Origin of the sequence: Yoonia rosea, from assembly GCF_900156505.1 — a bacterium.
Taxonomy (GTDB): domain Bacteria; phylum Pseudomonadota; class Alphaproteobacteria; order Rhodobacterales; family Rhodobacteraceae; genus Yoonia; species Yoonia rosea.
In genome coordinates this window covers 1,552,205-1,574,621 of sequence record NZ_FTPR01000001.1, presented here as the reverse complement: position 1 = coordinate 1,574,621, position 22,417 = coordinate 1,552,205, and the positions used below count along the sequence as shown (strand labels likewise).

Genomic DNA, 22,417 nt, shown 5'->3' with positions numbered 1-22,417 from the left:
ACGCGGAACGGGCCTAAGGGTTTGGCCATGCAACCTGTCGCACAAACATATCAAGACCACAGCCGTGCGATCTGGAAACTGGGGATGCCCCTGATCCTGAGCAATCTGGCGCAGTTTGCCATCCATATCACCGATACGGTGATGCTGGGCTGGTATGATGTCACTGCACTTGCCGCCTCGACCATCGCCGGCACGTTGTTCTTTGTCATCTTCATCGTGGGCGCAGGTTTTGCGCAGGCGGTCACGCCTTTGGTGGCGTCAGCTGCGGAACAGGGTGATGAAGTGCAGGTACGACGCGTCACGCGGATGGGGTTGTGGTTGTCAATCTTCTACGGATTCATTGTCACGATCCCGTTCTTCTGGGCCGAAGAAATCCTGATTGCCATCGGCCAGGATTCCGAGGTGTCGCGGCTGGCCCATATCTATCTGCAGATCGTGATCTGGCAGATGATCCCTGCGCTGATCGTCATGACGTTCAAGTCCTTTCTGGCGGCACTTGAGCATACGGCGATTATTCTGTGGGCGACGATCGGGACGGCGGTGCTGAATGTCTTTATCAATTATGCGCTGATCTTCGGAAACTGGGGCATGCCGGAACTGGGGATCATGGGGGCTGCGATTGCATCATTGAGCGTGACGCTGATCACGGTTCTGGTGCTGATGATCTATATCCTGCGTGTCCTGCCGCAATTTGAACTGTTCAAGAATTTCTGGCGCAGTGACGGCACGATCCTGCGCCGCGTATTTATGCTGGGCTGGCCCATTGGTGTCACGTCGCTGGCCGAGGGTGGGCTGTTCAGTGCCTCTGCCATCATGGTGGGCTGGATCGGGCCGATTGAGCTTGCCGCACATGGCATCGCGATCCAGTTGGCGAGCCTTACTTTTATGGTCCATATTGGTTTCAGTCAGGCGGCCACTGTGCGGGCGGGCCGTGCTCTGGGGCGACGGGATGAAATATCCTTGCGCCGTGGCGGCATGACAGCCATCGGAATGTCAGCGATCTATGCGATTGTGACGTCGCTCATCTTTCTTGCGATGCCAGAGGCTTTGGTGTCGCTCTTTATCGACCCCAATGAGCCAGAGCGCGCCAACCTGCTACGCATCGGCGCCAGCCTCGTGATGGTCGCGGCCTTGTTTCAACTGGTTGACGGGTTGCAAGTGCTGGCTCTTGGCCTGCTGCGCGGTGTGCAGGATACGACCGTGCCAATGGTCATGGCCGCAATCAGCTATTGGGTGATCGGATTGCCGGTCAGCTATCTGCTGGCCTTTACCTTGGGCTTTGGTGCGGTCGGGCTTTGGCTCGGTCTTGTGATCGGGCTGGCCATTGCCGCTGTCCTGCTTTTGTGGCGGTTCTGGGGGCGCTCAGTGAAGATCGCCCCACAGGTTTTAGCCGAGTAGTTCTAGGTCGCGCATCCGCAGGCGCGGGTGCTCCATCAGGCCGAAATCCTCAAACCCGCTTTTGTGCGGGAAAAGCGAAAGATATTCGCGCAATGCATCGCCCCGCAGACCGAGGTTGAAGGCGGAACCGGGATGCAATGTTTCGATTTCCAACCCGTTGACCACGACACAGCGCTGCCCGGCAAATCCGAACTGGAAGACGCTGACGGGTGTTGCAGGCTCAAGGCTCAGAACGGTGTTGCCGTCTACGAAATCAGCGGCGGGGATGAAGGCGGCATCACTGCCAGCGATGCGGCGGATGCCATTCGCGCGGTGCAGCAGACGGGCCGATGGCCCCAGCACCAGATCCTGTGACGGACGGCTATAGCCGAAGGCGTCGCCGGTGATCCGTGTCATCATGGGCTGTTTTGAATTGGCCGCATTTGTTGCGGGACCAAGTGTGATCCGGCCGCGCCACAAGAGCTTTTCATAGCTGCCATCGGCAAGGCGGACTTGATCGCCCGGCAATACGTCTTCGACGGATAAAAACCCGTTCTGGGTCTGCACAATTGCGGCGTGACCGAGGACGGCGAAAGCTTCCTCAAAGGCCGGATGGGCGCGGGCGATGGTGTTGAATTCATTGAAGCGGCCTTGCGCATCAAGGTACATCACCTCGTACTTGCGCTGGGCGACTTCGCTGTTTTGCGTCCTTGCATGTTGCCGCTGGGCAGGTGTCAGCCTGATCTGTGGGCTGAAAATGTCGGAAGTCTGCGATGTGCCTGGGGTCGGGGACGGTTCCATAAAAAAGCCTTTTCAGAGCTGTCGTCATCTGCTGTCCCACCAACAACATCCGAGCAATAGTTAAGTTGCCTAGACTTGCAGGGCACCTTTGCCCGGCAATGCGATACAGCCAACGTAAGCACCAGCACACGGCGCAGCGTCCTTTGAATGGCTACATCTGTCTTTTTGCCCGGTGCCGCCTGCTGCGCACTGCAGCAAAGGCGCAAGGGCAAGCGCGTTAAGCGCCTTGCGCGATCTGTTCGAGAGGTTGCGCTGTATCGCCTGCATTCTCTGAACGGCGTGCGATCATAGCGTCACGCAGGCTGCCACGTGCCCAAGGCATTGGTGTGTCATAAGTGGCGACTGCAGTTTCGAGCGATTTCTGCCAGCGGCTTTTCATGGTGATACCTCTTTCTTTTTGGTGCCCTTAGCGAGCGCCGATTGAGGATCAGCATGTGGGATCATACTGGCGAGATTTTGACCAACTGGGGAAAAGATTCAGTCGCGCGCATGAATTCGGCGAAAAATGCGTATGTATTTGATAATATTATAAATTATCTAATGCAGAAGAGCGCGGAAGACGGGCTTGTTTAACAAACCTAGGCAAATTTTGCCTCATTTCGTTAAACGGCGCGGGGCTAGAGCCTTATTGCCGCAATCAGCCGCCCATAGTCGGCCTGTCGTTCGTGGACACTGCGCCGGTAGCTGTAGAATCGGCCAGGGTCTGCATAGGTGCAATGATGTGTCCATGCTGCCGTCCGGATACCGCTCTGCTTGAGCTTGAAAAGCCCGAAGGCGGGCAGGTCAAAGTAGAACCGGTCGCCGTTGCCTTGGCGGAAGAAGCGGTCGAATTGGGGATCAGCGGAAACGAATGTGTCGTAGAACTCTGGTCCGACCTCATAGTTGGCCTGACTGATGCAGGGCCCGATGACTGCGACGATATTGGCGCGCGTCGCACCAAGATTTTCCATCGCGGCGACAGTTGTCTCAAGCACGCCGTTGACGGCCCCTTTCCATCCCGCATGCGCCGCCCCGATCACGCCCGCTTGCGTATCTGCAAACAGCACAGGCTGGCAATCGGCGGTCAGGATGGACAGCGCTATGCCCTTGGTGGCGGTGACCAGCGCGTCGGCTTTGGGGGCAGGTGTCATGGGTGTGCCCAGCGTCACGACATCTGCGGAATGGACCTGATGCACACCGACAAGGTTTTCCGCATCGACGCCTAGCGTTTTGGCAACGCGTGCGCGGTTGATCGCCACGATCTCGTGCTGGTCCGAACTGCCATAGCCGCAGTTCAGCCCCGCAAACACGCCCGAGGATGCGCCACCTGCGCGGGTAAAGAACCCGTGCGGGACACTTTCCAGAAGCGGCGAGGTAATAATGTCGAGCGTCATGGCTCCAGTCCGGGAGGTGGTGTTGCGGTTGACGGATAAAGGCCGAGCACTTTGAAAAGGTCGCCCATTTCGGCAGGGTGGGTCAAGCGCCGATGTGCGGCGATATGGGCCGTGCGGGCCTCACCTGCCAGTTTCGCACCCAGTGCCTGCGCGCGCGCGGTAATCCCGAGGCGTTCAAGGAACACACCTTGCGGGGTCAGCCGCGTATATTTGGCAGGGGCGGCATGTCGGGCGATGGCTGCGAAATCGACATGTGCGGTCAGGTCTGCTTGGCCAGGGGTGGCAAGCGGGTCGCTGTAGGATTGGGATTGCAGCGCTTGCAAGGTGTCGCCCTGTGAGACCCAGTCGCCGTAGTCGACGATGAGCGCGCAACCGCCGGATTTTTCGATCTGCGCACCGATCGTTTCGGCAATGGCAGGGAGAGAGGGGCAAATCTCGACCAGATCACCCTCTGTCGTGTCGGTGAGGCGGTGTTCGACCGTGGCAATGGGTGCTGCTGCAGAAAGGCCGAAAGTGAGCGCGCCATCCGTCACGCCGACCATCTTTTCGCGCCAGCCATCGCCGCTGCGCATGAATTGGCGGATCGGCAGGGCGTCGAAGAATTCATTCGCGATCAGATAAAGCGGCGCATCTGGCAAGGTGGCGATACTGTCGTGCCATGTCGCGTCGTGGAGACGGTCGGATTGCGCTTTGCGCAGGACGGGGGAGGTCTCGACCAGATGAACCGAGAGTGCTTGGTGAAATCCCGGCACGCCGCGTGTGGCGCGCAGCGCATCCTGCATCAGGGTGCCGCGACCGGGGCCAAGTTCGGCCAGCGTGATTTGTGCTGGTTGCCCTTGGTCGATCCATGCTTGGGCCAGTGCCAGCCCGATCAGCTCGCCGAACATCTGGCTGATTTCTGGGGCCGTGATAAAATCGCCCGCAGACCCGAATGGATCGCGCGTGGCGTAATAGCCGTGCTGGGGGTGCATCAGGCAATCGGCCATGTAATCGGCCAGTGACATCGGGCCAGTCCGCGTTATGCGGGCGATCAGCAGATCACCCAAGGCGGTCATTTGCGTGCCGCCGCGATGACGACGGTGAGGCCGACGAGGATCATCGGCAGGGTCAGTGTCTGGCCCATGGTCAGCCCGTAGCCGCCGATGTGGAACGCAAGTCCCAGTTCATTGCCGACGCTGACGAATTGCGCGTCCGGCTGGCGCACGAATTCCACAAGGAAACGCGCAATGCCGTAGCCCATGAAGAAGATGCCGGACAAGAGCCACGGTTTCTTCAGCCCGCCAAAGCGGAAAGCGAGCAGGATCAGGATGGTGCCCAGCAGCAGCCCTTCTAGGCCTGCTTCATAAAGTTGCGAGGGGTGGCGCACGCAAGGCTCCAGTGCGGTTGCACAGGCTTGGGCGGCTTGGCCCGGGAAGATCACACCCCATGGCAGGTCGGTCTGGCGGCCCCAGAGTTCGGCATTGATGAAATTCGCGATGCGTACCAGCAGGATTGCCGGGGTCGCGGCGACGGCGATGATATCGGCCAGGTCGGAGAGCGGCACCTTGTGGCGGCGGCTGAAGAGGAAGACCGCGACCACAACGCCAAGGAACCCGCCGTGAAAGGACAAACCACCCTCCCATATTTTGATGATGTCCAGCGGGGCGGCCAGAAAATCGGCCGGCCTGTAGAACAGCACATATCCCAGACGCCCACCGCCGATCACACCGACAACAATATAGGTTAGCAGGTCTTCAAGCTGAGAGACCTGCATTGGTGGACCATTGCGCCACAGTGCGGGGCGTGTCAGCGCCAGTTTGATCAGCTGCCAACCAATCGCAATTCCCACGATATAGGCCATCGCGTACCAGCGCAGCGCGATGGTGGCACCGAACAGCGTGAACGAGAAAATCTCGGGCGAGATATCGGGGAAGGGAATGGCGGCAAACATGGCGCTATTCCTTGTCTGGCGGTGCGGCAAAGTCAACCGCTCTTGCCTTGGGTTGTGGTGCTGCGCGCGAAAGCCCATATAAGGAACAAGCAGCAGATGGAGCGTACCATGCAGAGCAACAACAAAATCCTCGATGACATCAGCCAGTTGATGACGAATGCCATGGGCGTGGCCCAGGGCGCCAAGGACGAGGCGAACACCGCGATGAAGTCGATGATCGACCGCTGGCTTGCGGACCGTGATTTCGTGACCCGTGAAGAATTCGACGCGGTGCGCGCAATGGCGCAGAAAGCGCGCGAAGAGAACGAGGCGCTGGCGGCGCGGATTGCCGCTTTGGAAGGCAAGAAATAGGTCGGGGTGCGTCCTGAATTTCACCCGATGACTGCCATTGCGCCTCGGGTCTCCTGAACCGAATACCTTGCGGGTGATTGGCATGAAATGCTGCAAAAACGGATCACAAGGGTTGAACCGATTGGCGAAGCCATCTACGCCAAACGCGGATGTAGAGTTGGGGTAAGCAGCATGGCACGCTATCGGGAATTCAGGTATCGTGGTGACGACGTCTTGGGCAGCATAACAGCCCACGCTTCGTCAAATGATGATCTTGCAAAGCTGTTTGCAGATCACAAAGGGCCAATCGTGAACAAGTGGCATCACTATTTCCCGATCTACACCAGATATTTTGATCAGTTTCGGAACCGGCCGACGCGCTTTCTTGAAATCGGCGTTTCAAAGGGGGGCTCTCTCGAAATATGGCGGAAGTATCTGGGGCCCGATGCCGTCATTTTTGGAATTGATATTGATCCTGCCTGCGCGAAATTTGACGGATTGGCAGCGCAGGTGCGGATCGGATCACAGGATGATCCCGATTTTCTCAACAAGGTCGTTGATGAAATGGGCGGGATCGATGTTGTGCTTGATGATGGCAGCCATCACATGGATCATATTCCGGTCACGCTTGAGACCTTGTTTCCGCGTCTTGCGGAGAACGGGGTCTATATGATCGAAGATTTGCACACGTCATATTGGCCCAAGTTTGGTGGTGGTCTGACCGAAGACGGCAACTTCTTTAATTACCTGCGACGCATTGCCGACGTGATGCACCGCAATTATCTCAATGAAGATGTGCAATTTGGTACCGGTGCGGATTACAATCACATAAGCGGACTGCATATTTACGATTCCGTCGCGGTTCTTGAAAAAGCCAAACCTTTTACGCCGCGATTTTCCAAAATCGGGTCCTAACCGCCGGGTTAAGCCCGGAGAGCGCTTTCAAAGCTGCGATCAGAATAGCGCGCACCGCCTGTAACTCTTGCTGCCTTGCCGTAATGCATGGTTCGTAAGTGCACGAGAGCGGGGGTTCCCGAAACAAAAATTGCGATGACGCCCTACCAAGGACATCATCGCTATCGTTTTCAAACACCCAATGTCTATGCGAGGTTCTGGGTATGCATCCCGTCCGTCGGCGCACAGGCTGGAAAGCCATATTGGGGGCCGGGTGCGACGCAATCCCAATAGACGACATCGCCTGAGTTCACCTTTTTGGTGGCATAGCTTTCGGCCAAAGAGCCGGAGTCATGTGGGTTTGGATAGCCGTTGATTGACCAGAACCAGAACGGTGCATGCGTTGAAATCGCCTGTGGAGGTGCCGTGTAGGTGGTTCCATGAATATCGAAGGATCCGATGATCCGCTTGGGGTCAAACTGGTGATCATCGGCAAAGCTCAATGCGAAATTACCCCCTTGTGAGGAATAAACGCTGAGCTGATGGCTGCTGGAAATCTGATCCATAACGTCTGAAATCAGAACGGGCCCGGTCACGGGTGCGCTTTGCCAAACAGCGATGTTCTGGAAAGGGCATTGCCCAGGGTTAGCCGGGTCGGGGCCCCAGCTTACGGCAATCGAGACAGTACCGGCACAGGCCTCGGGGGATGCAAGCGCGCTGATACTTTGCTGACGCATCACATTATACAGCATTTTCGCTGCCTGACGGTATCCCGACAACGGGCGGACAACAGAGTAGCCATTTGTTGAGGCTGTACTTGCCTCGACCATGACACGGCGCAGAACCGACCATTGCGCCTTGCTGAGACCGGCGTTCCCGCCAGTCTTCACGGGGTCTGCAAGGAATTTTCGCAAGAGCGTATCGTCGCTTAACAGATTGCGCAGGAACATGCTAAAAACATCGTTCATAAAATCTCTCCTAGTTTCTGTGCAGGATAGCACACGTATAGGTTGAGGATTGCTGCAGTATTATCTGTGCGCTGCGGCACAGTTATCTAAAGTTAGTACCACCGTTTGATCTATGCTCCGGGAAATGCGCCGGGTGCGCTGCGCATAGCACCGAAGGAAGAGTAATCTTTTCGGGATATCCGGGTTTGACCCGTCCTACCCTTCAAACTCGGCCAAATACGCCACCAGAATATCCAGCGCGGCCTGCAAATCGTCTTTTGCGACCATCTCGGTGACTGTGTGGATATAGCGTGTACCAACCACGATCCCCACCGCGCGGGCACCAGCCGCCGCTTGTTGGGCGGCTGCGCCATCCTGTCCGCCTGCGGCCAGCATGGTGCGCTGGTAGGGGATCTTTTTCTTGATCGCGAGGGCTTCGATGTCGGCGACCAGTGCTTTGTCGGCGATGAACGAGCTGTCGCGCACGTGCAGGCCGAACCCTTTGCCCTGATGCGTCGTGGCATCCTTTTCGGGAATGCCGGGCGTATCGCAGGCCAGTGTCACGTCGATGCCCAGCCCGATGTCGGGTTTGATCGCATAGGCGGCGGTGCGTGCGCCACGCAATCCGACCTCTTCCTGACAGGTAAAGGCCACGTGAATCTCGGCACCGCGCCCTTTTTTGCCCAAAGCCTTGATCGCCTCGATCCCAAGCCAGCAGGCGATACGGTTATCCAGCGCCTTGGAGACGAATTTATCGCCCATTTCCAGAAAAGGTTCATCCATGACGACGTAGTCGCCGATTTTCACGATATCCTTTGCGGCTTTGCCCATACCCAGATCGACAAAGAATTCCCCGACTTCAGGCACTTTCTTGCGGTCCTCGGGGGCCGAGATATGGACCGGTTTGCCGCCGGGATTCATCACCCCTTTGAAATCGCCCTGATCGGTGCAGACCAGCACACGGCGCGAGAAAAGGTTGCGGGGGTCAAAGCCGCCAACAGGCTGGAGATAGAGAAATCCGCTCTTGTCGATGTGACTGACCAGAAAGCCGATCTCGTCCATGTGGCAGAGCAGCATGATCTTGGACGCACCTTTCTTCTTTGCGTCGCGGCGACACAGAAGCGAACCCATCGGGTCGGTTTCGATGTGATCGAAAAGACCTTTGATTTCCGACGTGATCAGGTCACGGACCCGTTCTTCATGTCCCGGAACGCCGGGCATTTCGCAAAGCCGTTTGAGAAGGTCGGTGTTCATCGGGTGCTCCTTTGTTTGACGCCAAACTGCGCGCTGGCTGGGCAGAAGGCAATTATCCACATGAAATTTTTGCACCTGCGCGATTATCCGCAAGAGATTTCTTTGTAGCTAAGTCCGGATTGGCTACAGTAATCAGAGCATTTGAACGGTGGACAACCGCGCCCCGAAAGAAAGTACCCGGCTTTTAGACGCTGCCATAACCCATGCGCCAATAGATTGACGCAGGGCCTATGGCATGTCCAAAAGCTACCGAAGGTTAGTGCTCTTCACCCTCACGATCTGACGGAGCTTCGTCTTAGGACACCGTTAGCGTCAAAGACTATTTCCAGCGAGGGCGATCTTGTCCTGAGGCGTTTCGGTTCACGTACGAATGGCGATTCGCCCTTGGCGCAATTCGACCTTCACCGCCTCGAGCGGGACGCTGCCAGCAGCAAGTCCGGTTGATTTGCAACGCGTTTCGCTGCCCACAAGCAGCGAGTCCTCCATGTCTGCGGAAGCTCCGTAGAAAAAGGAAAGGTTTCTCATCACTGTTTCACCATTCACAGTGGCTGCAGATCGGCGCAGTAGCTGGCGGTTCATTTGGGAACTAAATGATGATCCGGATCCGGTATAGGCGCCACAAAGAAAAATCTCTTCGTCACGTTCGATTGCAGTAAATCGAAAGATCACTGTGCTACCATCATTCCAACTGGACCGCGCGCCGGCAAAACTTGCGGTTACAACCGGGTTGCTTGTTGAGGCACGCGCTCTGGTTGCGGCTTGTGTACCTGAAGCCATCTCAGCCGATGCACCGTTTTGTTGTCCTGTCTCTGCCGGAAGACAGGCACTGAGAGAAAACCCCAAAAGGATGACAGAGATTTTTGTGATAGCTTTAAATACCATAGCGCGTTCCAATCGTTCGTTGTTGATACCCTGCTTGGTTAATTGCGTTCAGTTTCATTGCCAAGCCAATTCTGGAAAATGACCATTTTCATCTAAGGCGATGGGAAGGGGGTAATTGTCAGAAAGCGCAACACACAACTATTGCGCTATTTTTATCCACACGAATTTTCCGCAACTGCGCATTTATCCCCAAAAAATGACTTTACACATGCATCTGCGTTCGCCACGATATGTAGTAGGGGATAAACGTGAACAACACCGCCCCTAGAGCAGGCACCTAGCGCTTGGGCACTGCCATGACCCATGCGCCAAAGCAGTGAGGCCGAGCATATGGCATTGTCCGAACATTACCTTGAGGCTGATGATCTTCATCCCATTGATCTGGTGGAGCACATCGCAGAGCACCACGCGTGGGAATTCGACCGCATCCACGACGACCAGATCGCCATGGCCGTCGAAGGCCAGTGGCGCACATATTCCATTACACTTGCATGGTCTGCGTATGACGAAACGCTCCGCCTGATATGCACCTTTGATATGGAGCCGCCCGCAGAGCGGATGCCGGCCCTCTACGAGACACTGAACGTGATCAATGACCGCTGCTGGGCCGGGGCCTTTACCTGGTGGGCAGAGCAAAACCTGATGGTGTACCGTTACGGGCTGATGCTGGCGGGTGATCAGGTCGCAGGGCCGGACCAGATTGATACGATGATCGGGGCGGCCGTTGCGGCCTGTGAGCAGTATTACCCTGCAATCCAGTTGGTCACATGGGCCGAGCGGACGCCTGAAGAGGCCGTGCAGGTGGCAATTGGCGGAGCCTACGGGCGGGCGTAACCAAACAAAAGACATTCGTACAATAATTGGGCAGGCCATCGCATTGGCCTGCCCATTTTGTTTTTTGTGGCAGGTTTTTTCGTGGCGTTTGCCGCATTCTGGGCATCGCGTGCCGGAGAGCCCACCGCAGCCTGTGCAACCAATCGCGACCCTCGCAACGTCAATGACTTACACATCAAATGGAGCGGGTCGAACAGGTGCAAGCGACAGCGCACACAGGTGCATGAGCGCGTCGCGCGGTGGTCCGACCTGCCTCAAAAAGTTTCGAAAACAACCACGAACTGGACACAATTATAGCTAAATACTCTGGTTTGTATCGCAAAGTGAGAAGCAGCGAGTAGTGACCGGAAGTGATGCGCGGCTTGCCTGTGGACGGACCTTGATCGGGTCCTTGGTGGCCGCCCCGAACCTAGGGAGATGAAGTATTGACACACATACGCAAGACCGCCCTTGAAGTCTCTGCGGCGGTGCGCGCATTTTTCTGTGGTCGTTTTCCAGCGTCGTCCCGGTCCCATGCAGATGCGTCATGCGTTGCAGGGCTTCGTTGGTTTGAAAACGTCGAAAGGTCGCCCGTCAACCGTCGCGAAGTTGCGTCATGTGCGCGCAACACGTCCGGCTCTGACCACGCGATCAACCATCATCTGAAAGCCAGGGTCTCCAATACGGTGGTAGATCAAATCTTGTGCGGCGAGCCGCGATTTATTCGCTCGCTAACTTGTTGATTTTAAATCAATAAGTGAATTATAAAAGCTAGGAACCATGCAATGCAAATCAAAGACAAAACAACCCTCCGCCAAATCAAGAGCTCTGCATTAAAGATGCGCGGCGTTTCAAAAATCGCGCTGATCGCGTTTGCAGTTATGGCCGGCCCTTCCGCGGTCTTTATCAGCGCAGAGCCTGCCGAGGCGCAGCGCATTGACCCGTCACTTTATGACGGTGGTAAGGCGCGGGTTAATCGCTCTGCTAGCTTGCGGTCACTGACCGAGGAGATGGCATCGGCCAGTTGCCGTGTAGACGCTGGGATCGGGGCGGAGAGTGCCCAGGCCCAACTCGCCTCTGTGCGCGCCGACTTTGATAAGATTATTGATGGTTTGATCAACGGGAGCGCTGCTCTTGGTATGCCGGGTGCAGAAAGAAGCGGGCGCACGCTGACCGCTTTGACCACGACTGCACAGTCCTGGGGGCCGTTGAACGCAGCGGCGCAAAACCTGGCGTCGGGTGCAGGCACAGATGAAGATGCCGCAACGATCAAAGCAGGCTTCGCGGATTTGTTTGAGCTGACCGAGCAGTTGGCTGCCGTTGTGGCGGGACAATACACGGACCCGACGCAGCTGTTGCAAAGCGATGCCACCGTGTTGAACTTTGCTGTCAGACAGCGTGCCCTTGCCTATCGGATGACCCGTGCAATGTGTGAACTTGCGACCGGTTCCGCCTCTGCAGATGCGCAGCAGGAACTGGCAACATCTGTCGATCAGTTCCAGCAGACCCTGATTGCCTTGCGTGACGGTTTCCCCGCGGCCGGCATCAACCCGCCGCCCAATGACGCGGTGCGGGCCAGCCTCGAGAGCACTTTCGAGATTTGGCAAAACCAGCGCGGTATTTTCGATGCTGCTCTCGCTGGCCAAACGCCAGCCGCCGAAGATGTCGCTGCCGCCGCCGAGTTGGCCAACAGGCTTTCGGTTGGGATGAACAATACAATCACGCTCTACCTGATCGCGACGCCAGGGCAGGACGGTGTCTACCGCGTCCCGCTTGAGGCCTATGCACGCGAAGAGCTGAGCAACTGGCTGACAAATCAGGACCTGATTGCTGCGATCAAGGCGCAGAACGCGCAACATGACGGTTTGTCAGAGGATGATATCCTCGTACTTGACCAGCAATGGCGCGCCGAAGCCAGCGCTGGCAACGGCCCACTTGTGGATAAACTGCTGACATCGCCTGTCTCATCTTGGTTGCTGGAACAGCAAGACGCGACAGCCGGGTTTGTCACAGAAGTCTTCGTGATGGATAACAAGGGTCTGAACGTGGCACAAAGTGTTGTAACCTCTGACTACTGGCAGGGCGACGAAGCGAAATGGCAGGAAACTTACACTGTCGGCCCCGATGCTTTGCATATCAGCGAAGTCGAGTTTGACGACAGCACCGGTTTCTACCAGTCGCAGGGTTCTATGTCGATTACAGACCCGGAAACCGGTGAAGTGATTGGTGCGGTCACATTTGGTATCAACGTACAGAGCCTGATGTAAGCGGCCATCTACACAAAACATTAGCCCCGCCGTGATCTCAGCGACATATGCTGTGCGCGGCGGGGTTTTTTATGTGAACTGCCGATCGGGTGTCGTTGTGATGCCTTGCGTGAGCGCTGCGAGTGGTTCTCGCTCCTGAGACAGAGCATAGGCTTACCCATGTTAGGGTCTGGCCGCCTTTGCCATCTCTCTAATTTGCAGAACGCATCTTCCAACTGCCCTTCGGCTTGGCTAACCTCTTGAGAGTTATTCAAGAGGTGCGTCAATGAATATGACTGATGTTGCAAAGCGCGGGCTTGTGTTGTTGGGCTGCGGCAAGATGGGGTCGGCTATGTTGGAAGGGTGGTTACGCACCGGATTGCCCCCAACATCCGTTTGGGTGATTGACCCCAATCCATCCGATTGGCTGAAAGAACAGGGCGTGGCGATCAGCGGCGAGACCCCCCCTAATCCAGCCGTAGTGATCATCGCGGTCAAGCCACAGATGATGTCTGATGCGCTGCCTGACGTGAAGTCTTTGGGCAATGGCAAGACACTGGTCATCTCGGTTGCTGCGGGCACCCCGATCAGCACTTTTGAGGAGGTGCTGGGGCCGAAGACGCCTATCGTACGTGCCATGCCCAACACGCCCGCCTCTATCGGTCGGGGGATCACCGCGATCATCGGGAATGCAATGGTGCAAGATGATCATCTGGACCTGTCCGAGGCGCTTATGCTGTCGGTGGGCGATGTTGTCCGGCTGGATGCCGAAGACCAGATGGATGCGGTTACGGCAATTTCGGGCTCGGGTCCGGCCTATGTGTTCCACTTGATCGAATCCTTGGCCGCTGCTGGCATGGCGCAGGGTCTGTCGGCAGAGCTCTCGATGCAGCTTGCCAAGGCCACTGTTGCTGGTGCGGGTGATCTGGCCGAGCAATCGGACGAAAACCCCGCGCAGTTGCGCACCAACGTGACCTCACCCAATGGCACGACGCAGGCGGCACTTGAGGTTCTGATGGATGCCAAGACAGGGTTCCCACATCTGTTGCGCCGCGCGGTAGCGGCGGCGGCGAACCGGTCGCGCGAGTTGGCGAATGGGTGAGATTACCTTTGACGATTTCCTGAAGGTCGATGTGCGCGTCGGCACCGTTCTGCGCGCCGAACCCTATCCCGAGGCCCGTAAACCTGCGATCAAACTCTGGATCGATTTCGGCGGGGATATCGGCGAGAAAAAGACCTCGGCCCAGATCACAGCGCATTATGCGCCTGAAGCTTTGGTTGGCCGTCAGGTGATGGCTGTTGTGAATTTTCCGCCCCGTCAGATCGGCAAGTTCATGTCTGAAGTTCTTGTGCTGGGCCTGCCTGATGCAGATGGTGAAATCGTATTGATCGGCCCTGATCACCCTGTACCCCTAGGAGGACGTCTACATTGAAGAAACTGCTGATCACCCGCCAACTGCCCGAGGCCAATCTGGCTGCCGCCCGTGCGCGTTTTGACGTGACTGTGCGCGATACTGCCGTGGGTCTGACAATGGTTGAGGCGGCCCAGGCCCTGGCGGAGTATGATGCGATTTTGCCGACTTTGGGGGATCAGTTTACGGCCGAGGCCTTTATCGGTGATCTGCGGTGCAAGGTGCTGGCGAATTTTGGGGTGGGGTATAACCACATTGATGTCGAGGCGGCGCGCATGGCTGATGTGCTGGTGTCGAACACACCTAATGTGGTGACGGATGCCACCGCCGATATCGGTCTGACCCTGATCTTGTCGGCCTGTCGCCGGTCTGGCGAGGGTGAGCGGCTGGTGCGTGCCGATCAATGGACAGGCTGGGGCCCGACACAGATGCTGGGGACCCATGTGACGGGCAAGACAGTGGGCATCGTCGGCATGGGCCGGATCGGGCAGGCTGTGGCGCGGCGCTGTCATTACGGGTTCGAGATGCCGGTGAAATTCTATAACCGCTCTCCCAAGACCGTGGATTTCCCTGCCGAACAGGTCGAGAGCCTGACGGCGTTGATGGGGGCCTGTGATATTATCGTGGCCACTGTCCCCGGGGGCGGCGAGAACACGCATATGATTGATGCGGCTGCATTGGCCGCGATGAAGCCAACGGGGATCTTCGTCAATATCGCGCGCGGGGATGTTGTGGATGAGCCGGCGCTGATCGCGGCGTTGCAGGCGGGTCAGATTGCTGGCGCGGGCCTTGATGTGTTTGAGCATGAACCGCACGTACCGGATGCGTTCCGTGCGCTGGAGAACGTTGTGCTGCTGCCGCATCTGGGCACTGCCGCGCTTGAAGTGCGTGAGGCGATGGGCCAGATGGCGCTGGACAATATCATCGCATGGGAAGAAGGCCGCCCGCTGCCGCAGGCCGTGTAACGGCGTGCCCGCAGATCGGGTCTGGATTGCCATGCGCGCAGGGACTATATCGACCGCAACATGCGTTATCTAGCTTCTCAGTTCAGCCGGTTTTTTCTGACTTTCGCGGTGCTTGTCGCGATGGCGGGTGCCGGTTTTGCGCATCGCTTTGCGACACCGGATATTGATGACAGCCTGCTTGCCTATGTGGCAGCCGGTGGTGCGCTGGCCGATATCTGTAGCGATGCCGGCCAATGGGATGCCGGTGGTGGCCATTGTGATGCTTGCCGTTTGGTCTATGGGGCTGTGGTCCCATCAGCTGCGATAGCCGCGCCTTCAGAGCTTGAAGCACATCTGCTGCACGTCGCGGGCTACGCCGCAGCGGCGCCGTCTGCACATGCTGCCAATCCCGCGTGTCCGGTGCGCGCGCCGCCAATGGTTTGATCTTTCCCTCACTGAAACGATCAAACACCTGCGGCCCAAGAAGGGACCGCACATTGGAGACCCTCTTATGAAACTTATGTCCTACGCGGCGACCGCCGCCCTCTGTGTTTTTGCGTCCACTGCAACAGCACATGAATACAAGATCGGTGATCTTGTGATCGACCACCCGATGGCCTTTGAAACCGCGCAAACCGCGCAAACGGCGGGCGGGTTCATGACCATCACGAATACCGGCGACACAGCAGACAGGCTGCTTGCGGTTGAGGCTGATTATCCGCGCGTCGAAGTTCACACCACTGAAATGGACGGCGATGTGGCGCGTATGATCCATCTGGAAGAGGGGCTTACACTGCCCGCCGGTGAAACCGTGAAGCTGCAGCCGGGTGGATTTCATGTGATGTTCATGGGCCTTGGCGGCGATCCCTTCGAGGTGGACGAGCAGGTGCCTGCAACGCTGGTCTTCGAGAACGCAGGCCGGATCGACATTGTGTTCACTGTCGAAGCGCGTGGCATGAATGACCATGGTGGGATGAACCATGGTGACATGGACCACAGCGCGCATCAAATGGGCAACTGATTGTCTGGCGGCGGGCCGCTTTGGTGGCCCGCCATACCCTAGCCTTGCAGGCGATCCGCCTTTTTGCGCACCAGCACGTTGCGCAGATCATGCATGGCCATCAAAAGACTATCCGTGACCTGCTCAAGCTGTGCATCTGTCGCTTTGGCCTGCGCCCAGTGTGCTGTCAGGTTCAGATGGTCGATTGCGCGATGGATATCGTCCATATCACGCGCGGCCAGCAGGTTCAGGCGTGCTTGCAGCCAATCGCCAATGGCACGCTCTTCGGTCGCACTCAGCGTCGCGTCACCCTGCGCTTTGAAATCACCACGGTTGGTGTTCACCACGGCGATCTGTTCCATCTCGATCCGGCGCTCACGGTTTGCGGTGTTGATGCGGAACACTGCTGCGCCGTTCTCGCGGATGCGGAAATAAAGTTCGGGCAGGTCTGTCATGTCAGGCCTTCGCAGAAGGTGATGATCCGCTGGCAGGCCTCTTTGAGCGCTGCATCAGACGTGGCATAGCTGACACGGAAATTGGGGGACAGGCCAAAGGCCGCGCCAAAGACGACCGCGACACCTGTCTCCTCTAACAGCGCCGTGGCAAATGTTTCGTCATTGTCGATCACCGTGCCCACCGCCGAGGTCTTGCCAATGCAGCCTGCGATGGACGGATAGACATAGAATGCCCCTTCGGGTTTCGGGCAGACAATCCCCGGCGCCTTGTTCAGCATATCCACCACAAGATCGCGGCGGCGTTCAAAAAGCGTGTTATTCGGGGCAAGGAAATCCTGCGTGCCGTTCAGGGCCTCGACCGCTGCATATTGGCTGACGGAGCAGGGATTCGAGGTGGATTGCGATTGTACCTTGCGCATCGCCTTGATCAGATCTTCCGGCCCTGCCGCATAGCCGATGCGCCAGCCTGTCATGGCATAGGCTTTCGAGACGCCATTCACCGTCAGCGTACGGTCGTAGAGCTGCGGTTCGACCTGTGCGGGCGTGCAGAATTTGAAATTTCCGTAGGCCAGATGTTCGTACATGTCATCGGTCATGATCCAGACGTGGGGGTGGCGCAGCAAGACGTCTGTCAGGGCTTTCAACTCGGACCAGCTATAGCCCGCACCTGTCGGGTTGGAAGGCGAGTTGAACAGGAACCACTTGGTGTTTGGCGTAATCGCCGCCTCAAGTTGTTCGGCGGTGATTTTGAAATTCGCCTCTAACGAAGCCTCAACCGTCACCGGCGTGCCACCGGCCAGAAGGACCATGTCCGGATAGCTGACCCAGTAAGGAGCAGGGATAATGACCTCGTCACCGGGGTTCAGGGTGGCCATGAAGGCATTATAGAGTACCTGCTTGCCGCCTGTGCCGACAGTCACTTGGGCTGGCGTATAGGCCAGTTCATTGTCGCGCTTGAATTTGGCGCAGATCGCCTCTTTCAATTCGGGGATGCCGTCAACTGCGGTGTATTTCGTTTTGCCTGCCGCAATGGCCGCGACGGCGGCGTCCTTGATGTTCTGGGGCGTGTCGAAATCAGGCTCGCCCGCGCCAAGGCCGATCACATCACGGCCTGCGGCCTTCAGTTCTGCGGCCTTTGTTGTGACGGCGATTGTGGGGGACGGTTTGACGCGGGACAGTGTCGCAGAAAGAAAGGTCATGGGATCATCCGGTGGTAAAAAGGCGCTGCCTATGACATAGGATGCCTGACTGCTATAAGGCAAGCAATTGAAGGAGCAGATGATGGCGAGTGATCAGGACTGGTACAGCGAAGAGATTGCCACCTTTGGCGACCGTCTCGCGGGTGCGCGTGAAGCAGCGGGCCTGACGCAGCAAGCGCTGGCTGAAAAGCTGGGCGTGAAACCGAACACAATTGCAGCGTGGGAGAACGACACCAAGGAACCCCGCGCGAACCGTTTGCAGATGGTATCTGGTGTTGTCGGTGTGTCGATGAGCTGGCTTCTGACCGGTGAGGGTGAAGGCCCCGACGCCCCCGATAGCGAGACCAGCTTGACCAGTGATCTGGTTGATCTGCTGGCCGAGATGCGGGTGTTGCGCGGCCAGATGCAACAATCGAGTGAAAAACTGGGGCGGCTGGAAAAGCGCCTGCGCAAAGCCTTGAAGGACCAAGATGTCTGAGACACGTGAGACAATGATCAAACGCCTGCGCATGCGCTCCATGCGGCGCGGGATCAAGGAAATGGATTTGATCCTGTCGGCTTTTGCCGATGCACATCTGGCCGCGTTTTCGGACGAGGCGCTGGTCTTGTATGACCGGCTCTTGTCGGAGAATGACCACGATATCTATGGTTGGGTTGGTGGCCAGTTTCCGACACCCCCCGAGTACCTTGATCTTGTGACACGGATTTCGGAGGGTGCCGAAGGGGTCACGCGGCCTGCGTAAAAAAGTGTTCTGCGCTTAACCGAATATTGGTTGTTTCGTTTTATCCCAAATTGCGGAGATTACATGGAGCAACAGATAAATGAGCATTCATACCGATTTGGACGAGGTTGGAACGACCCAATTGCCGGGCGCGCGCAGTGTGGCGTTCATGGACTCTTATCTTGACGCCCTGAACCTTGTTGAACGGTTGCACCGCTTGTTGCTTGACGTGATCAAGGATGAATTTGAACGGGTTGGCCTGCTTGAGATCAACCCCGTGCAGGCGTTGCTGCTGTTCAACGTTGGCGACAACGAGGTCACGGCGGGCGAGCTGAAATCCCGCGGATATTATCAGGGCTCGAACGTATCCTATAACCTCAAGAAACTGGTCGAAGCGGGCTATATGCACCATCAGCGCAGCGAAATCGACCGCCGTTCTGTCCGCGTGCGGCTGACCGAAAAAGGGCGTGGCGTACATGTCCTTGTGTCACGGTTGTTCCGCACCCACGCTGAGGGTCTGATGGATCGTGGCGTGCTGGATCAAAAAGGTGTCGAGGATATCACCGCATCGCTGCGGCGGGTTGAGCGGTATTGGACCGAACAGATCCGGTACATCTATTGATCGGGCAAGTTGCGTCAATAGGTCCTTGTCGGCACGGTTGAACTGTCGCTTCCGCAAGTGTCCTGTAGCGCTTGTTGTTAACGAGGATCGTGTTTTTGCGGGCCGTCACGTTGCGTGGCGGCCCGTGTTACATCCAAGCGGCAATCCAGGTGCCAATCAGTATGCTTCAGAAGCGCCAGCGCCGATGGCGAGGCGGGTCAGTTCACGCAGCGGTTTCGGTTCCATCGCAGGGGCATAAGCCCCACAGCCGCGTACCGCATGGCTGTCTGGCGCGTTTGATAACCCTGCAAGCTGCAGTCTCTTAACTGCACTCATTGCGATTGAACCTGTGGATTTAATAGGTTCCGACCCTGCCCAGGGCGGACAGCGCGAAAAAGTGACGGGTAAAGCGGATCACCCGTCTGTTCTTTGTCGGGGGCCTAATTGTCCGACCGCCAGGGCGGAAAGCTCGCGCAAGAGTTTGCGCTCCATAGCGGCGGCGTAGTCGTCATAGTTCTGCGCCACCTCGACAAAGGCAACCGGTCCGCGGATGACGTTCTCACGGTAATAGACTTCGAGATCGGCCAGCGCGGTGCGGCTAACCTGATCGCCGAAAAAGTTGCCCGACCCCACGACGAGCCCGTTGACCGTGACACCAGCGGGGGTCGCACTGTCAGGTATGTCCTCGGGCAGCGGTCCGGTATTGGTTTCGCCGTCCCCTGACAGATCAAGGGTTCGGATCCAGCAGTCCGCCTGGTCTTCGAGGTAGGAAAAGCCTGCAAGCAACGCGGATCCGACAGCAGTGGTTGGCGCGGGCACGCCCCGTTCGTGTGCGCGCAGGCGCGTGCTGATCGCAGAGATATCTGCGGGCGTGTTGATTGTTGTCCACGGCACAATGACCGTTTGATTGACGGGCCCGCTCCATTCAAACACATGCAGGCGGACCGGTGCGTCAGGTTGCAAAAAGAGGATGTCCATCACGACCGGTGCGTTCAAAGCGGTGATCACCCCGTCAAGCTGAAGCTCATATTCGGATTGATCGACCGAGCTTGACACATCGAGACCAAGCGAAAGTGCCTGTCTGCAAGCGGCCTGGGCGATGCCCGGCAAGAGCATCACAAACAGGCATGCCCGCATCATCCCTCGGCCTCGCTACGTGCCTGCGCGCGCCCGATAATCTGGGATGACAGTTCGCGCACCAGTTTGCGCCGCATCGCATCTTCGAAATCGGCAAAGCCGTAGGCGACCTCAAGAAAGGCATTCGGGCCGTAGATGACCTCTGCCAGATAATAATCGCGGGCGGTGTTGTCTGCTGCGGCCACGGCCAGCCCGTTCACCGTCACCCCGTCAAAGGGATAGGCCATATAGGCGCTGGAGGGGCCAAAGCCGTCATTATTAACGCCATCCCCGGCCATATCGATTGTCTGGAACAGGCAGGGCGGGGCGGATCGCAGTTTGATGGATGCATAGCCCAGCGCATAGCCCATCGCCGTTGGCATGTCGTTGACGCTTCTTGTGCTGTTGTTCAGCGCCTCTGCGGCCAAGAGCAGGTCGGCAGGTGACCGGATCAGCGTCCAGTTCAAAAGATCGGTCTGGTTGTACTTACCGCTCCACTCAAAGATTTGTAGCGCAACAGGATCGGGGCTGGCGAAGAAGGCCTCTTGCACCTCGGGCGCAAGCAGGGCCGCCGCAAGGCCGCCACGCTGAAACCGGTCTTCATCGGCATCGACCGAGGATGAAACATCAAGCGCAAGCACAAGCGCAAGGCGGCAGGCCTCAACGGGCGCTGCCGCCATGCAAAGGCAGAACAGGACGCCGGATTTTACCAATGGCCCGTGTTTTCCATGCTGGCCCAAGGTTCGGCCGGAGGCAGGTTGTCACCTTCCTGCAAAAGCTCGATCGAGATGTTATCGGGCGAACGCACAAAGGCCATGTGTCCGTCGCGGGGCGGACGGTTGATGGTCACGCCATTGTCCATCAAATGCTGGCAGACCTCGTAGATGTTGGACACGCGGTAGGCCAGATGTCCAAAGTGCCGGCTGTCCGAAGGCAGGCCGTCATCGCCGTCCCAGTTGTATGTCAGCTCAACAGGGCATTCTTCTTGCCCGGGAGGGGCCATGAAAAGCAGGGTGAAACGCCCCGCTTCACTCTCCATCCGGCGTGTTTCTTTCAGGCCGAGCAGTTCGAAAAAAGCGATTGATTTCTCAAGGTCTTTTACGCGGACCATCGTGTGTAGATATTTCAGGGACATTGGGTGCTCCGTTTCGGTATTGTCCCCAATAGCCTAGTGTTTCGCGCGTGACAGTAAATGCCTGCACCGTCGTTTTGACGAATGAACGTGTTTGGCCGCGCTCCACCCCTATTGGCCCTGCAAGCGGTCAGGTACCGTCAGACGTCAGCCGTGACCGGCAGGATATCGGGGGTGCTGGCATGTGTTTCGCGGGTTCCGGTATACCATGTTGTCAGCAAACTGATGCGGGGCGCATCACCGAGCGTCGCTTTGTCCACGCGTTCAAAGCCGTGCCAGCCGGGCCGTTTTTTACGCCCGTTCCCAGAAAAGCAAATTCCACTGTTCGGCAGGAACGGCGCGCGGCGCAGTTCACGATGGGCCGCGCGAAACGGCCTTTGCCACTTGGGCGCAAAATCGTAAAGCGAGGTGCCCAGCCCATCAAGGCTGTCGTCCTCGGGGAGGTAGATCAGCATGGTCGCAACCCGAGGCAAGTCATCAAAATGGGGCGGCATATAATAGGATTCTGTCTCGAAACGCAGCGCCGTGCTGACAAAAACCTCTTGATTATTGACCTGAGATTTGTCGACATTCAGGACCGGCGCAAGGTCTTCGGCAAGCCCGTCAAAAACCGCTGATTTCACCTTATCCGACATGATTGCGGTGCCGACAGCCCACCAGAGGCTTTGCTGGTCTTTGCTGATCCGCGCGACGCCAATTTCGGGCAATTCAATGAGATCACGGGTCGATACACCGTGCTTATCATGGAACAGGTCAAGGCTCATTGGGCGAAATGCATCTCGTGCGGGGATGTTTTGCAGCATGCGCTGGTAGACATCGTCCGGAAACAGCCCCGACAGCATGGCATGTTGGCAGGGGACCGTATCGACTGCTGTTGCTCTTATCGCCTGCGCCATATGATCGGCAATGCGTGCGCTCAAAGTGACGTCGGTTTCCATTGTTTTGTCCCCTCGTAAAATGGCTTTTGCGGTCGCACGGGTGCAAACCAG

General features: G+C 57.4%; 27 protein-coding genes. 13 read left to right on the top strand and 14 right to left on the bottom strand.

The annotated features are described in order from the left end of the window. Window positions 1-27: 27 nt before the first annotated feature. Window positions 28-1,398 (top strand): MATE family efflux transporter, encoded by a 1,371-nt coding sequence (locus B0B09_RS07810; RefSeq protein WP_076659088.1) that lies wholly within the window; start codon window positions 28-30, stop codon window positions 1,396-1,398. Here B0B09_RS07810 and B0B09_RS07805 read toward each other — a convergent pair. The 5 genes from B0B09_RS07805 to lgt form a co-directional block, all read right to left on the bottom strand. Then, a complete protein-coding gene (locus B0B09_RS07805) occupies window positions 1,387-2,178 on the bottom strand; it encodes a Hint domain-containing protein (RefSeq protein ID WP_076659087.1) in 792 nt (263 codons plus the stop codon). The two genes, B0B09_RS07810 and B0B09_RS07805, sit on opposite strands and share 12 nt — an antisense overlap. 217 nt (window positions 2,179-2,395) lie before the next feature. Beyond that, window positions 2,396-2,557, bottom strand: a complete 162-nt coding sequence (locus B0B09_RS17925; RefSeq protein ID WP_165689308.1) for a hypothetical protein — start codon at window positions 2,555-2,557, stop codon at window positions 2,396-2,398. Between the two features lie 238 nt (window positions 2,558-2,795). Beyond that, window positions 2,796-3,551: a peptidoglycan editing factor PgeF gene (pgeF, locus tag B0B09_RS07800; RefSeq protein ID WP_076659086.1), complete on the bottom strand. Its 756-nt coding sequence runs from the start codon at window positions 3,549-3,551 to the stop codon at window positions 2,796-2,798. Then, complete coding sequence (locus B0B09_RS07795) at window positions 3,548-4,606, bottom strand: class I SAM-dependent methyltransferase (RefSeq protein ID WP_076659085.1); 1,059 nt, start codon at window positions 4,604-4,606, stop codon at window positions 3,548-3,550. The genes pgeF and B0B09_RS07795 overlap by 4 nt, the downstream gene beginning before the upstream one ends. Beyond that, window positions 4,603-5,481: a prolipoprotein diacylglyceryl transferase gene (lgt, locus tag B0B09_RS07790; protein WP_076659084.1), complete on the bottom strand. Its 879-nt coding sequence runs from the start codon at window positions 5,479-5,481 to the stop codon at window positions 4,603-4,605. The genes B0B09_RS07795 and lgt overlap by 4 nt, the downstream gene beginning before the upstream one ends. A 108-nt stretch (window positions 5,482-5,589) precedes the next feature. Between lgt and B0B09_RS07785 the strand changes: the two genes are divergently transcribed. Together B0B09_RS07785 and B0B09_RS07780 are read left to right on the top strand one after the other, a co-directional pair. Continuing rightward, on the top strand, window positions 5,590-5,832 hold the full coding sequence (locus B0B09_RS07785; protein ID WP_076659853.1) for an accessory factor UbiK family protein: 243 nt from the start codon (window positions 5,590-5,592) through the stop codon (window positions 5,830-5,832). Window positions 5,833-6,120: 288 nt separating this feature from the next. Beyond that, entirely contained in the window at window positions 6,121-6,726 is a 606-nt protein-coding gene (locus tag B0B09_RS07780; RefSeq protein WP_207552138.1) for a class I SAM-dependent methyltransferase, read from the top strand. A 185-nt stretch (window positions 6,727-6,911) separates the two neighbouring features. Here B0B09_RS07780 and B0B09_RS07775 read toward each other — a convergent pair whose 3' ends face one another. The 3 genes from B0B09_RS07775 to B0B09_RS07765 form a co-directional block, all read right to left on the bottom strand. Beyond that, window positions 6,912-7,673 carry a hypothetical protein gene (locus B0B09_RS07775; RefSeq protein ID WP_076659083.1) on the bottom strand — a complete coding sequence of 254 codons (762 nt, stop codon included), beginning with the start codon at window positions 7,671-7,673 and terminating at the stop codon, window positions 6,912-6,914. Between the two features lie 195 nt (window positions 7,674-7,868). Continuing rightward, a complete protein-coding gene (locus B0B09_RS07770) occupies window positions 7,869-8,906 on the bottom strand; it encodes a M42 family metallopeptidase (RefSeq protein WP_076659082.1) in 1,038 nt (345 codons plus the stop codon). A 360-nt stretch (window positions 8,907-9,266) separates the two neighbouring features. Next, window positions 9,267-9,788, bottom strand: a complete 522-nt coding sequence (locus B0B09_RS07765; RefSeq protein ID WP_076659081.1) for a hypothetical protein — start codon at window positions 9,786-9,788, stop codon at window positions 9,267-9,269. Between the two features lie 330 nt (window positions 9,789-10,118). Between B0B09_RS07765 and B0B09_RS07760 the strand changes: the two genes are divergently transcribed. From B0B09_RS07760 to B0B09_RS07720, 7 genes are all read left to right on the top strand, one after another. Next, complete coding sequence (locus tag B0B09_RS07760) at window positions 10,119-10,622, top strand: type III secretion system chaperone family protein (RefSeq protein ID WP_055294756.1); 504 nt, start codon at window positions 10,119-10,121, stop codon at window positions 10,620-10,622. An 860-nt stretch (window positions 10,623-11,482) separates the two neighbouring features. Beyond that, window positions 11,483-12,868, top strand: a complete 1,386-nt coding sequence (locus tag B0B09_RS17620) for a type IV pili methyl-accepting chemotaxis transducer N-terminal domain-containing protein (protein ID WP_165689307.1) — start codon at window positions 11,483-11,485, stop codon at window positions 12,866-12,868. Window positions 12,869-13,133: 265 nt separating this feature from the next. Beyond that, on the top strand, window positions 13,134-13,949 hold the full coding sequence (proC, locus tag B0B09_RS07740) for a pyrroline-5-carboxylate reductase (protein WP_076659080.1): 816 nt from the start codon (window positions 13,134-13,136) through the stop codon (window positions 13,947-13,949). Next, a complete protein-coding gene (locus tag B0B09_RS07735; protein WP_076659079.1) occupies window positions 13,942-14,280 on the top strand; it encodes a tRNA-binding protein in 339 nt (112 codons plus the stop codon). The genes proC and B0B09_RS07735 overlap by 8 nt, the downstream gene beginning before the upstream one ends. Then, the gene (locus tag B0B09_RS07730) at window positions 14,277-15,224 is read left to right on the top strand and encodes a 2-hydroxyacid dehydrogenase (RefSeq protein WP_076659078.1); all 948 of its coding nucleotides are present in this window, start codon (window positions 14,277-14,279) and stop codon (window positions 15,222-15,224) included. Before B0B09_RS07735 ends, B0B09_RS07730 begins: the two co-directional genes overlap by 4 nt. Before the next feature lie 60 nt (window positions 15,225-15,284). Beyond that, complete coding sequence (locus B0B09_RS07725; protein WP_076659077.1) at window positions 15,285-15,647, top strand: hypothetical protein; 363 nt, start codon at window positions 15,285-15,287, stop codon at window positions 15,645-15,647. 67 nt (window positions 15,648-15,714) lie between these two features. After that, a complete protein-coding gene (locus B0B09_RS07720) occupies window positions 15,715-16,224 on the top strand; it encodes a copper chaperone PCu(A)C (protein WP_076659076.1) in 510 nt (169 codons plus the stop codon). A gap of 38 nt (window positions 16,225-16,262) precedes the next feature. Here B0B09_RS07720 and B0B09_RS07715 read toward each other — a convergent pair whose 3' ends face one another. Next, window positions 16,263-16,658 (bottom strand): hypothetical protein, encoded by a 396-nt coding sequence (locus B0B09_RS07715; RefSeq protein ID WP_055294559.1) that lies wholly within the window; start codon window positions 16,656-16,658, stop codon window positions 16,263-16,265. Further along, a complete protein-coding gene (locus B0B09_RS07710; RefSeq protein ID WP_076659075.1) occupies window positions 16,655-17,857 on the bottom strand; it encodes a pyridoxal phosphate-dependent aminotransferase in 1,203 nt (400 codons plus the stop codon). Before B0B09_RS07710 ends, B0B09_RS07715 begins: the two co-directional genes overlap by 4 nt. Before the next feature lie 82 nt (window positions 17,858-17,939). On the opposite strand from B0B09_RS07710, the gene B0B09_RS07705 reads away from it, so the two are divergent. From B0B09_RS07705 to B0B09_RS07695, 3 genes are all read left to right on the top strand, one after another. Further along, a complete protein-coding gene (locus B0B09_RS07705) occupies window positions 17,940-18,335 on the top strand; it encodes a helix-turn-helix domain-containing protein (protein ID WP_055294563.1) in 396 nt (131 codons plus the stop codon). Then, window positions 18,328-18,600 (top strand): succinate dehydrogenase assembly factor 2, encoded by a 273-nt coding sequence (locus B0B09_RS07700; protein ID WP_076659074.1) that lies wholly within the window; start codon window positions 18,328-18,330, stop codon window positions 18,598-18,600. Before B0B09_RS07705 ends, B0B09_RS07700 begins: the two co-directional genes overlap by 8 nt. A gap of 79 nt (window positions 18,601-18,679) precedes the next feature. After that, on the top strand, window positions 18,680-19,201 hold the full coding sequence (locus B0B09_RS07695) for a MarR family winged helix-turn-helix transcriptional regulator (RefSeq protein WP_055294568.1): 522 nt from the start codon (window positions 18,680-18,682) through the stop codon (window positions 19,199-19,201). 393 nt (window positions 19,202-19,594) lie between these two features. Here B0B09_RS07695 and B0B09_RS07690 read toward each other — a convergent pair whose 3' ends face one another. From B0B09_RS07690 to B0B09_RS07675, 4 genes are all read right to left on the bottom strand, one after another. Then, window positions 19,595-20,320: a DUF1194 domain-containing protein gene (locus tag B0B09_RS07690; RefSeq protein ID WP_076659073.1), complete on the bottom strand. Its 726-nt coding sequence runs from the start codon at window positions 20,318-20,320 to the stop codon at window positions 19,595-19,597. Continuing rightward, window positions 20,317-20,976: a DUF1194 domain-containing protein gene (locus B0B09_RS07685; RefSeq protein ID WP_076659850.1), complete on the bottom strand. Its 660-nt coding sequence runs from the start codon at window positions 20,974-20,976 to the stop codon at window positions 20,317-20,319. Before B0B09_RS07685 ends, B0B09_RS07690 begins: the two co-directional genes overlap by 4 nt. Before the next feature lie 26 nt (window positions 20,977-21,002). After that, on the bottom strand, window positions 21,003-21,431 hold the full coding sequence (locus B0B09_RS07680; protein ID WP_055294572.1) for a VOC family protein: 429 nt from the start codon (window positions 21,429-21,431) through the stop codon (window positions 21,003-21,005). Between the two features lie 137 nt (window positions 21,432-21,568). Continuing rightward, entirely contained in the window at window positions 21,569-22,366 is a 798-nt protein-coding gene (locus B0B09_RS07675) for a hypothetical protein (RefSeq protein WP_076659072.1), read from the bottom strand. Window positions 22,367-22,417: the final 51 nt, after the last annotated feature.

What these genes read in the sequence shown, in the direction of transcription:
- B0B09_RS17620 (WP_165689307.1), top strand. Translation starts at nt 11,483, where the DNA reads ATGGCCGGCCCTTCCGCGGTCTTTATCAGCGCAGAGCCTGCCGAGGCG.
- B0B09_RS07710 (WP_076659075.1), bottom strand. Translation starts at nt 17,857, where the DNA reads ATGACCTTTCTTTCTGCGACACTGTCCCGCGTCAAACCGTCCCCCACA.
- B0B09_RS07760 (WP_055294756.1), top strand. Translation starts at nt 10,119, where the DNA reads ATGGCATTGTCCGAACATTACCTTGAGGCTGATGATCTTCATCCCATT.
- B0B09_RS07720 (WP_076659076.1), top strand. Translation starts at nt 15,715, where the DNA reads ATGAAACTTATGTCCTACGCGGCGACCGCCGCCCTCTGTGTTTTTGCG.
- B0B09_RS07675 (WP_076659072.1), bottom strand. Translation starts at nt 22,366, where the DNA reads ATGGAAACCGACGTCACTTTGAGCGCACGCATTGCCGATCATATGGCG.
- B0B09_RS07775 (WP_076659083.1), bottom strand. Translation starts at nt 7,673, where the DNA reads ATGAACGATGTTTTTAGCATGTTCCTGCGCAATCTGTTAAGCGACGAT.
- B0B09_RS07725 (WP_076659077.1), top strand. Translation starts at nt 15,285, where the DNA reads ATGCGTTATCTAGCTTCTCAGTTCAGCCGGTTTTTTCTGACTTTCGCG.
- B0B09_RS07700 (WP_076659074.1), top strand. Translation starts at nt 18,328, where the DNA reads ATGTCTGAGACACGTGAGACAATGATCAAACGCCTGCGCATGCGCTCC.
- B0B09_RS07735 (WP_076659079.1), top strand. Translation starts at nt 13,942, where the DNA reads ATGGGTGAGATTACCTTTGACGATTTCCTGAAGGTCGATGTGCGCGTC.
- pgeF (WP_076659086.1), bottom strand. Translation starts at nt 3,551, where the DNA reads ATGACGCTCGACATTATTACCTCGCCGCTTCTGGAAAGTGTCCCGCAC.
- B0B09_RS07785 (WP_076659853.1), top strand. Translation starts at nt 5,590, where the DNA reads ATGCAGAGCAACAACAAAATCCTCGATGACATCAGCCAGTTGATGACG.
- B0B09_RS07795 (WP_076659085.1), bottom strand. Translation starts at nt 4,606, where the DNA reads ATGACCGCCTTGGGTGATCTGCTGATCGCCCGCATAACGCGGACTGGC.
- B0B09_RS17925 (WP_165689308.1), bottom strand. Translation starts at nt 2,557, where the DNA reads ATGAAAAGCCGCTGGCAGAAATCGCTCGAAACTGCAGTCGCCACTTAT.
- B0B09_RS07705 (WP_055294563.1), top strand. Translation starts at nt 17,940, where the DNA reads ATGGCGAGTGATCAGGACTGGTACAGCGAAGAGATTGCCACCTTTGGC.
- B0B09_RS07715 (WP_055294559.1), bottom strand. Translation starts at nt 16,658, where the DNA reads ATGACAGACCTGCCCGAACTTTATTTCCGCATCCGCGAGAACGGCGCA.
- B0B09_RS07765 (WP_076659081.1), bottom strand. Translation starts at nt 9,788, where the DNA reads ATGGTATTTAAAGCTATCACAAAAATCTCTGTCATCCTTTTGGGGTTT.
- B0B09_RS07695 (WP_055294568.1), top strand. Translation starts at nt 18,680, where the DNA reads ATGAGCATTCATACCGATTTGGACGAGGTTGGAACGACCCAATTGCCG.
- B0B09_RS07690 (WP_076659073.1), bottom strand. Translation starts at nt 20,320, where the DNA reads ATGATGCGGGCATGCCTGTTTGTGATGCTCTTGCCGGGCATCGCCCAG.
- B0B09_RS07685 (WP_076659850.1), bottom strand. Translation starts at nt 20,976, where the DNA reads ATGGCGGCAGCGCCCGTTGAGGCCTGCCGCCTTGCGCTTGTGCTTGCG.
- proC (WP_076659080.1), top strand. Translation starts at nt 13,134, where the DNA reads ATGAATATGACTGATGTTGCAAAGCGCGGGCTTGTGTTGTTGGGCTGC.
- B0B09_RS07810 (WP_076659088.1), top strand. Translation starts at nt 28, where the DNA reads ATGCAACCTGTCGCACAAACATATCAAGACCACAGCCGTGCGATCTGG.
- B0B09_RS07770 (WP_076659082.1), bottom strand. Translation starts at nt 8,906, where the DNA reads ATGAACACCGACCTTCTCAAACGGCTTTGCGAAATGCCCGGCGTTCCG.
- B0B09_RS07805 (WP_076659087.1), bottom strand. Translation starts at nt 2,178, where the DNA reads ATGGAACCGTCCCCGACCCCAGGCACATCGCAGACTTCCGACATTTTC.
- lgt (WP_076659084.1), bottom strand. Translation starts at nt 5,481, where the DNA reads ATGTTTGCCGCCATTCCCTTCCCCGATATCTCGCCCGAGATTTTCTCG.
- B0B09_RS07680 (WP_055294572.1), bottom strand. Translation starts at nt 21,431, where the DNA reads ATGTCCCTGAAATATCTACACACGATGGTCCGCGTAAAAGACCTTGAG.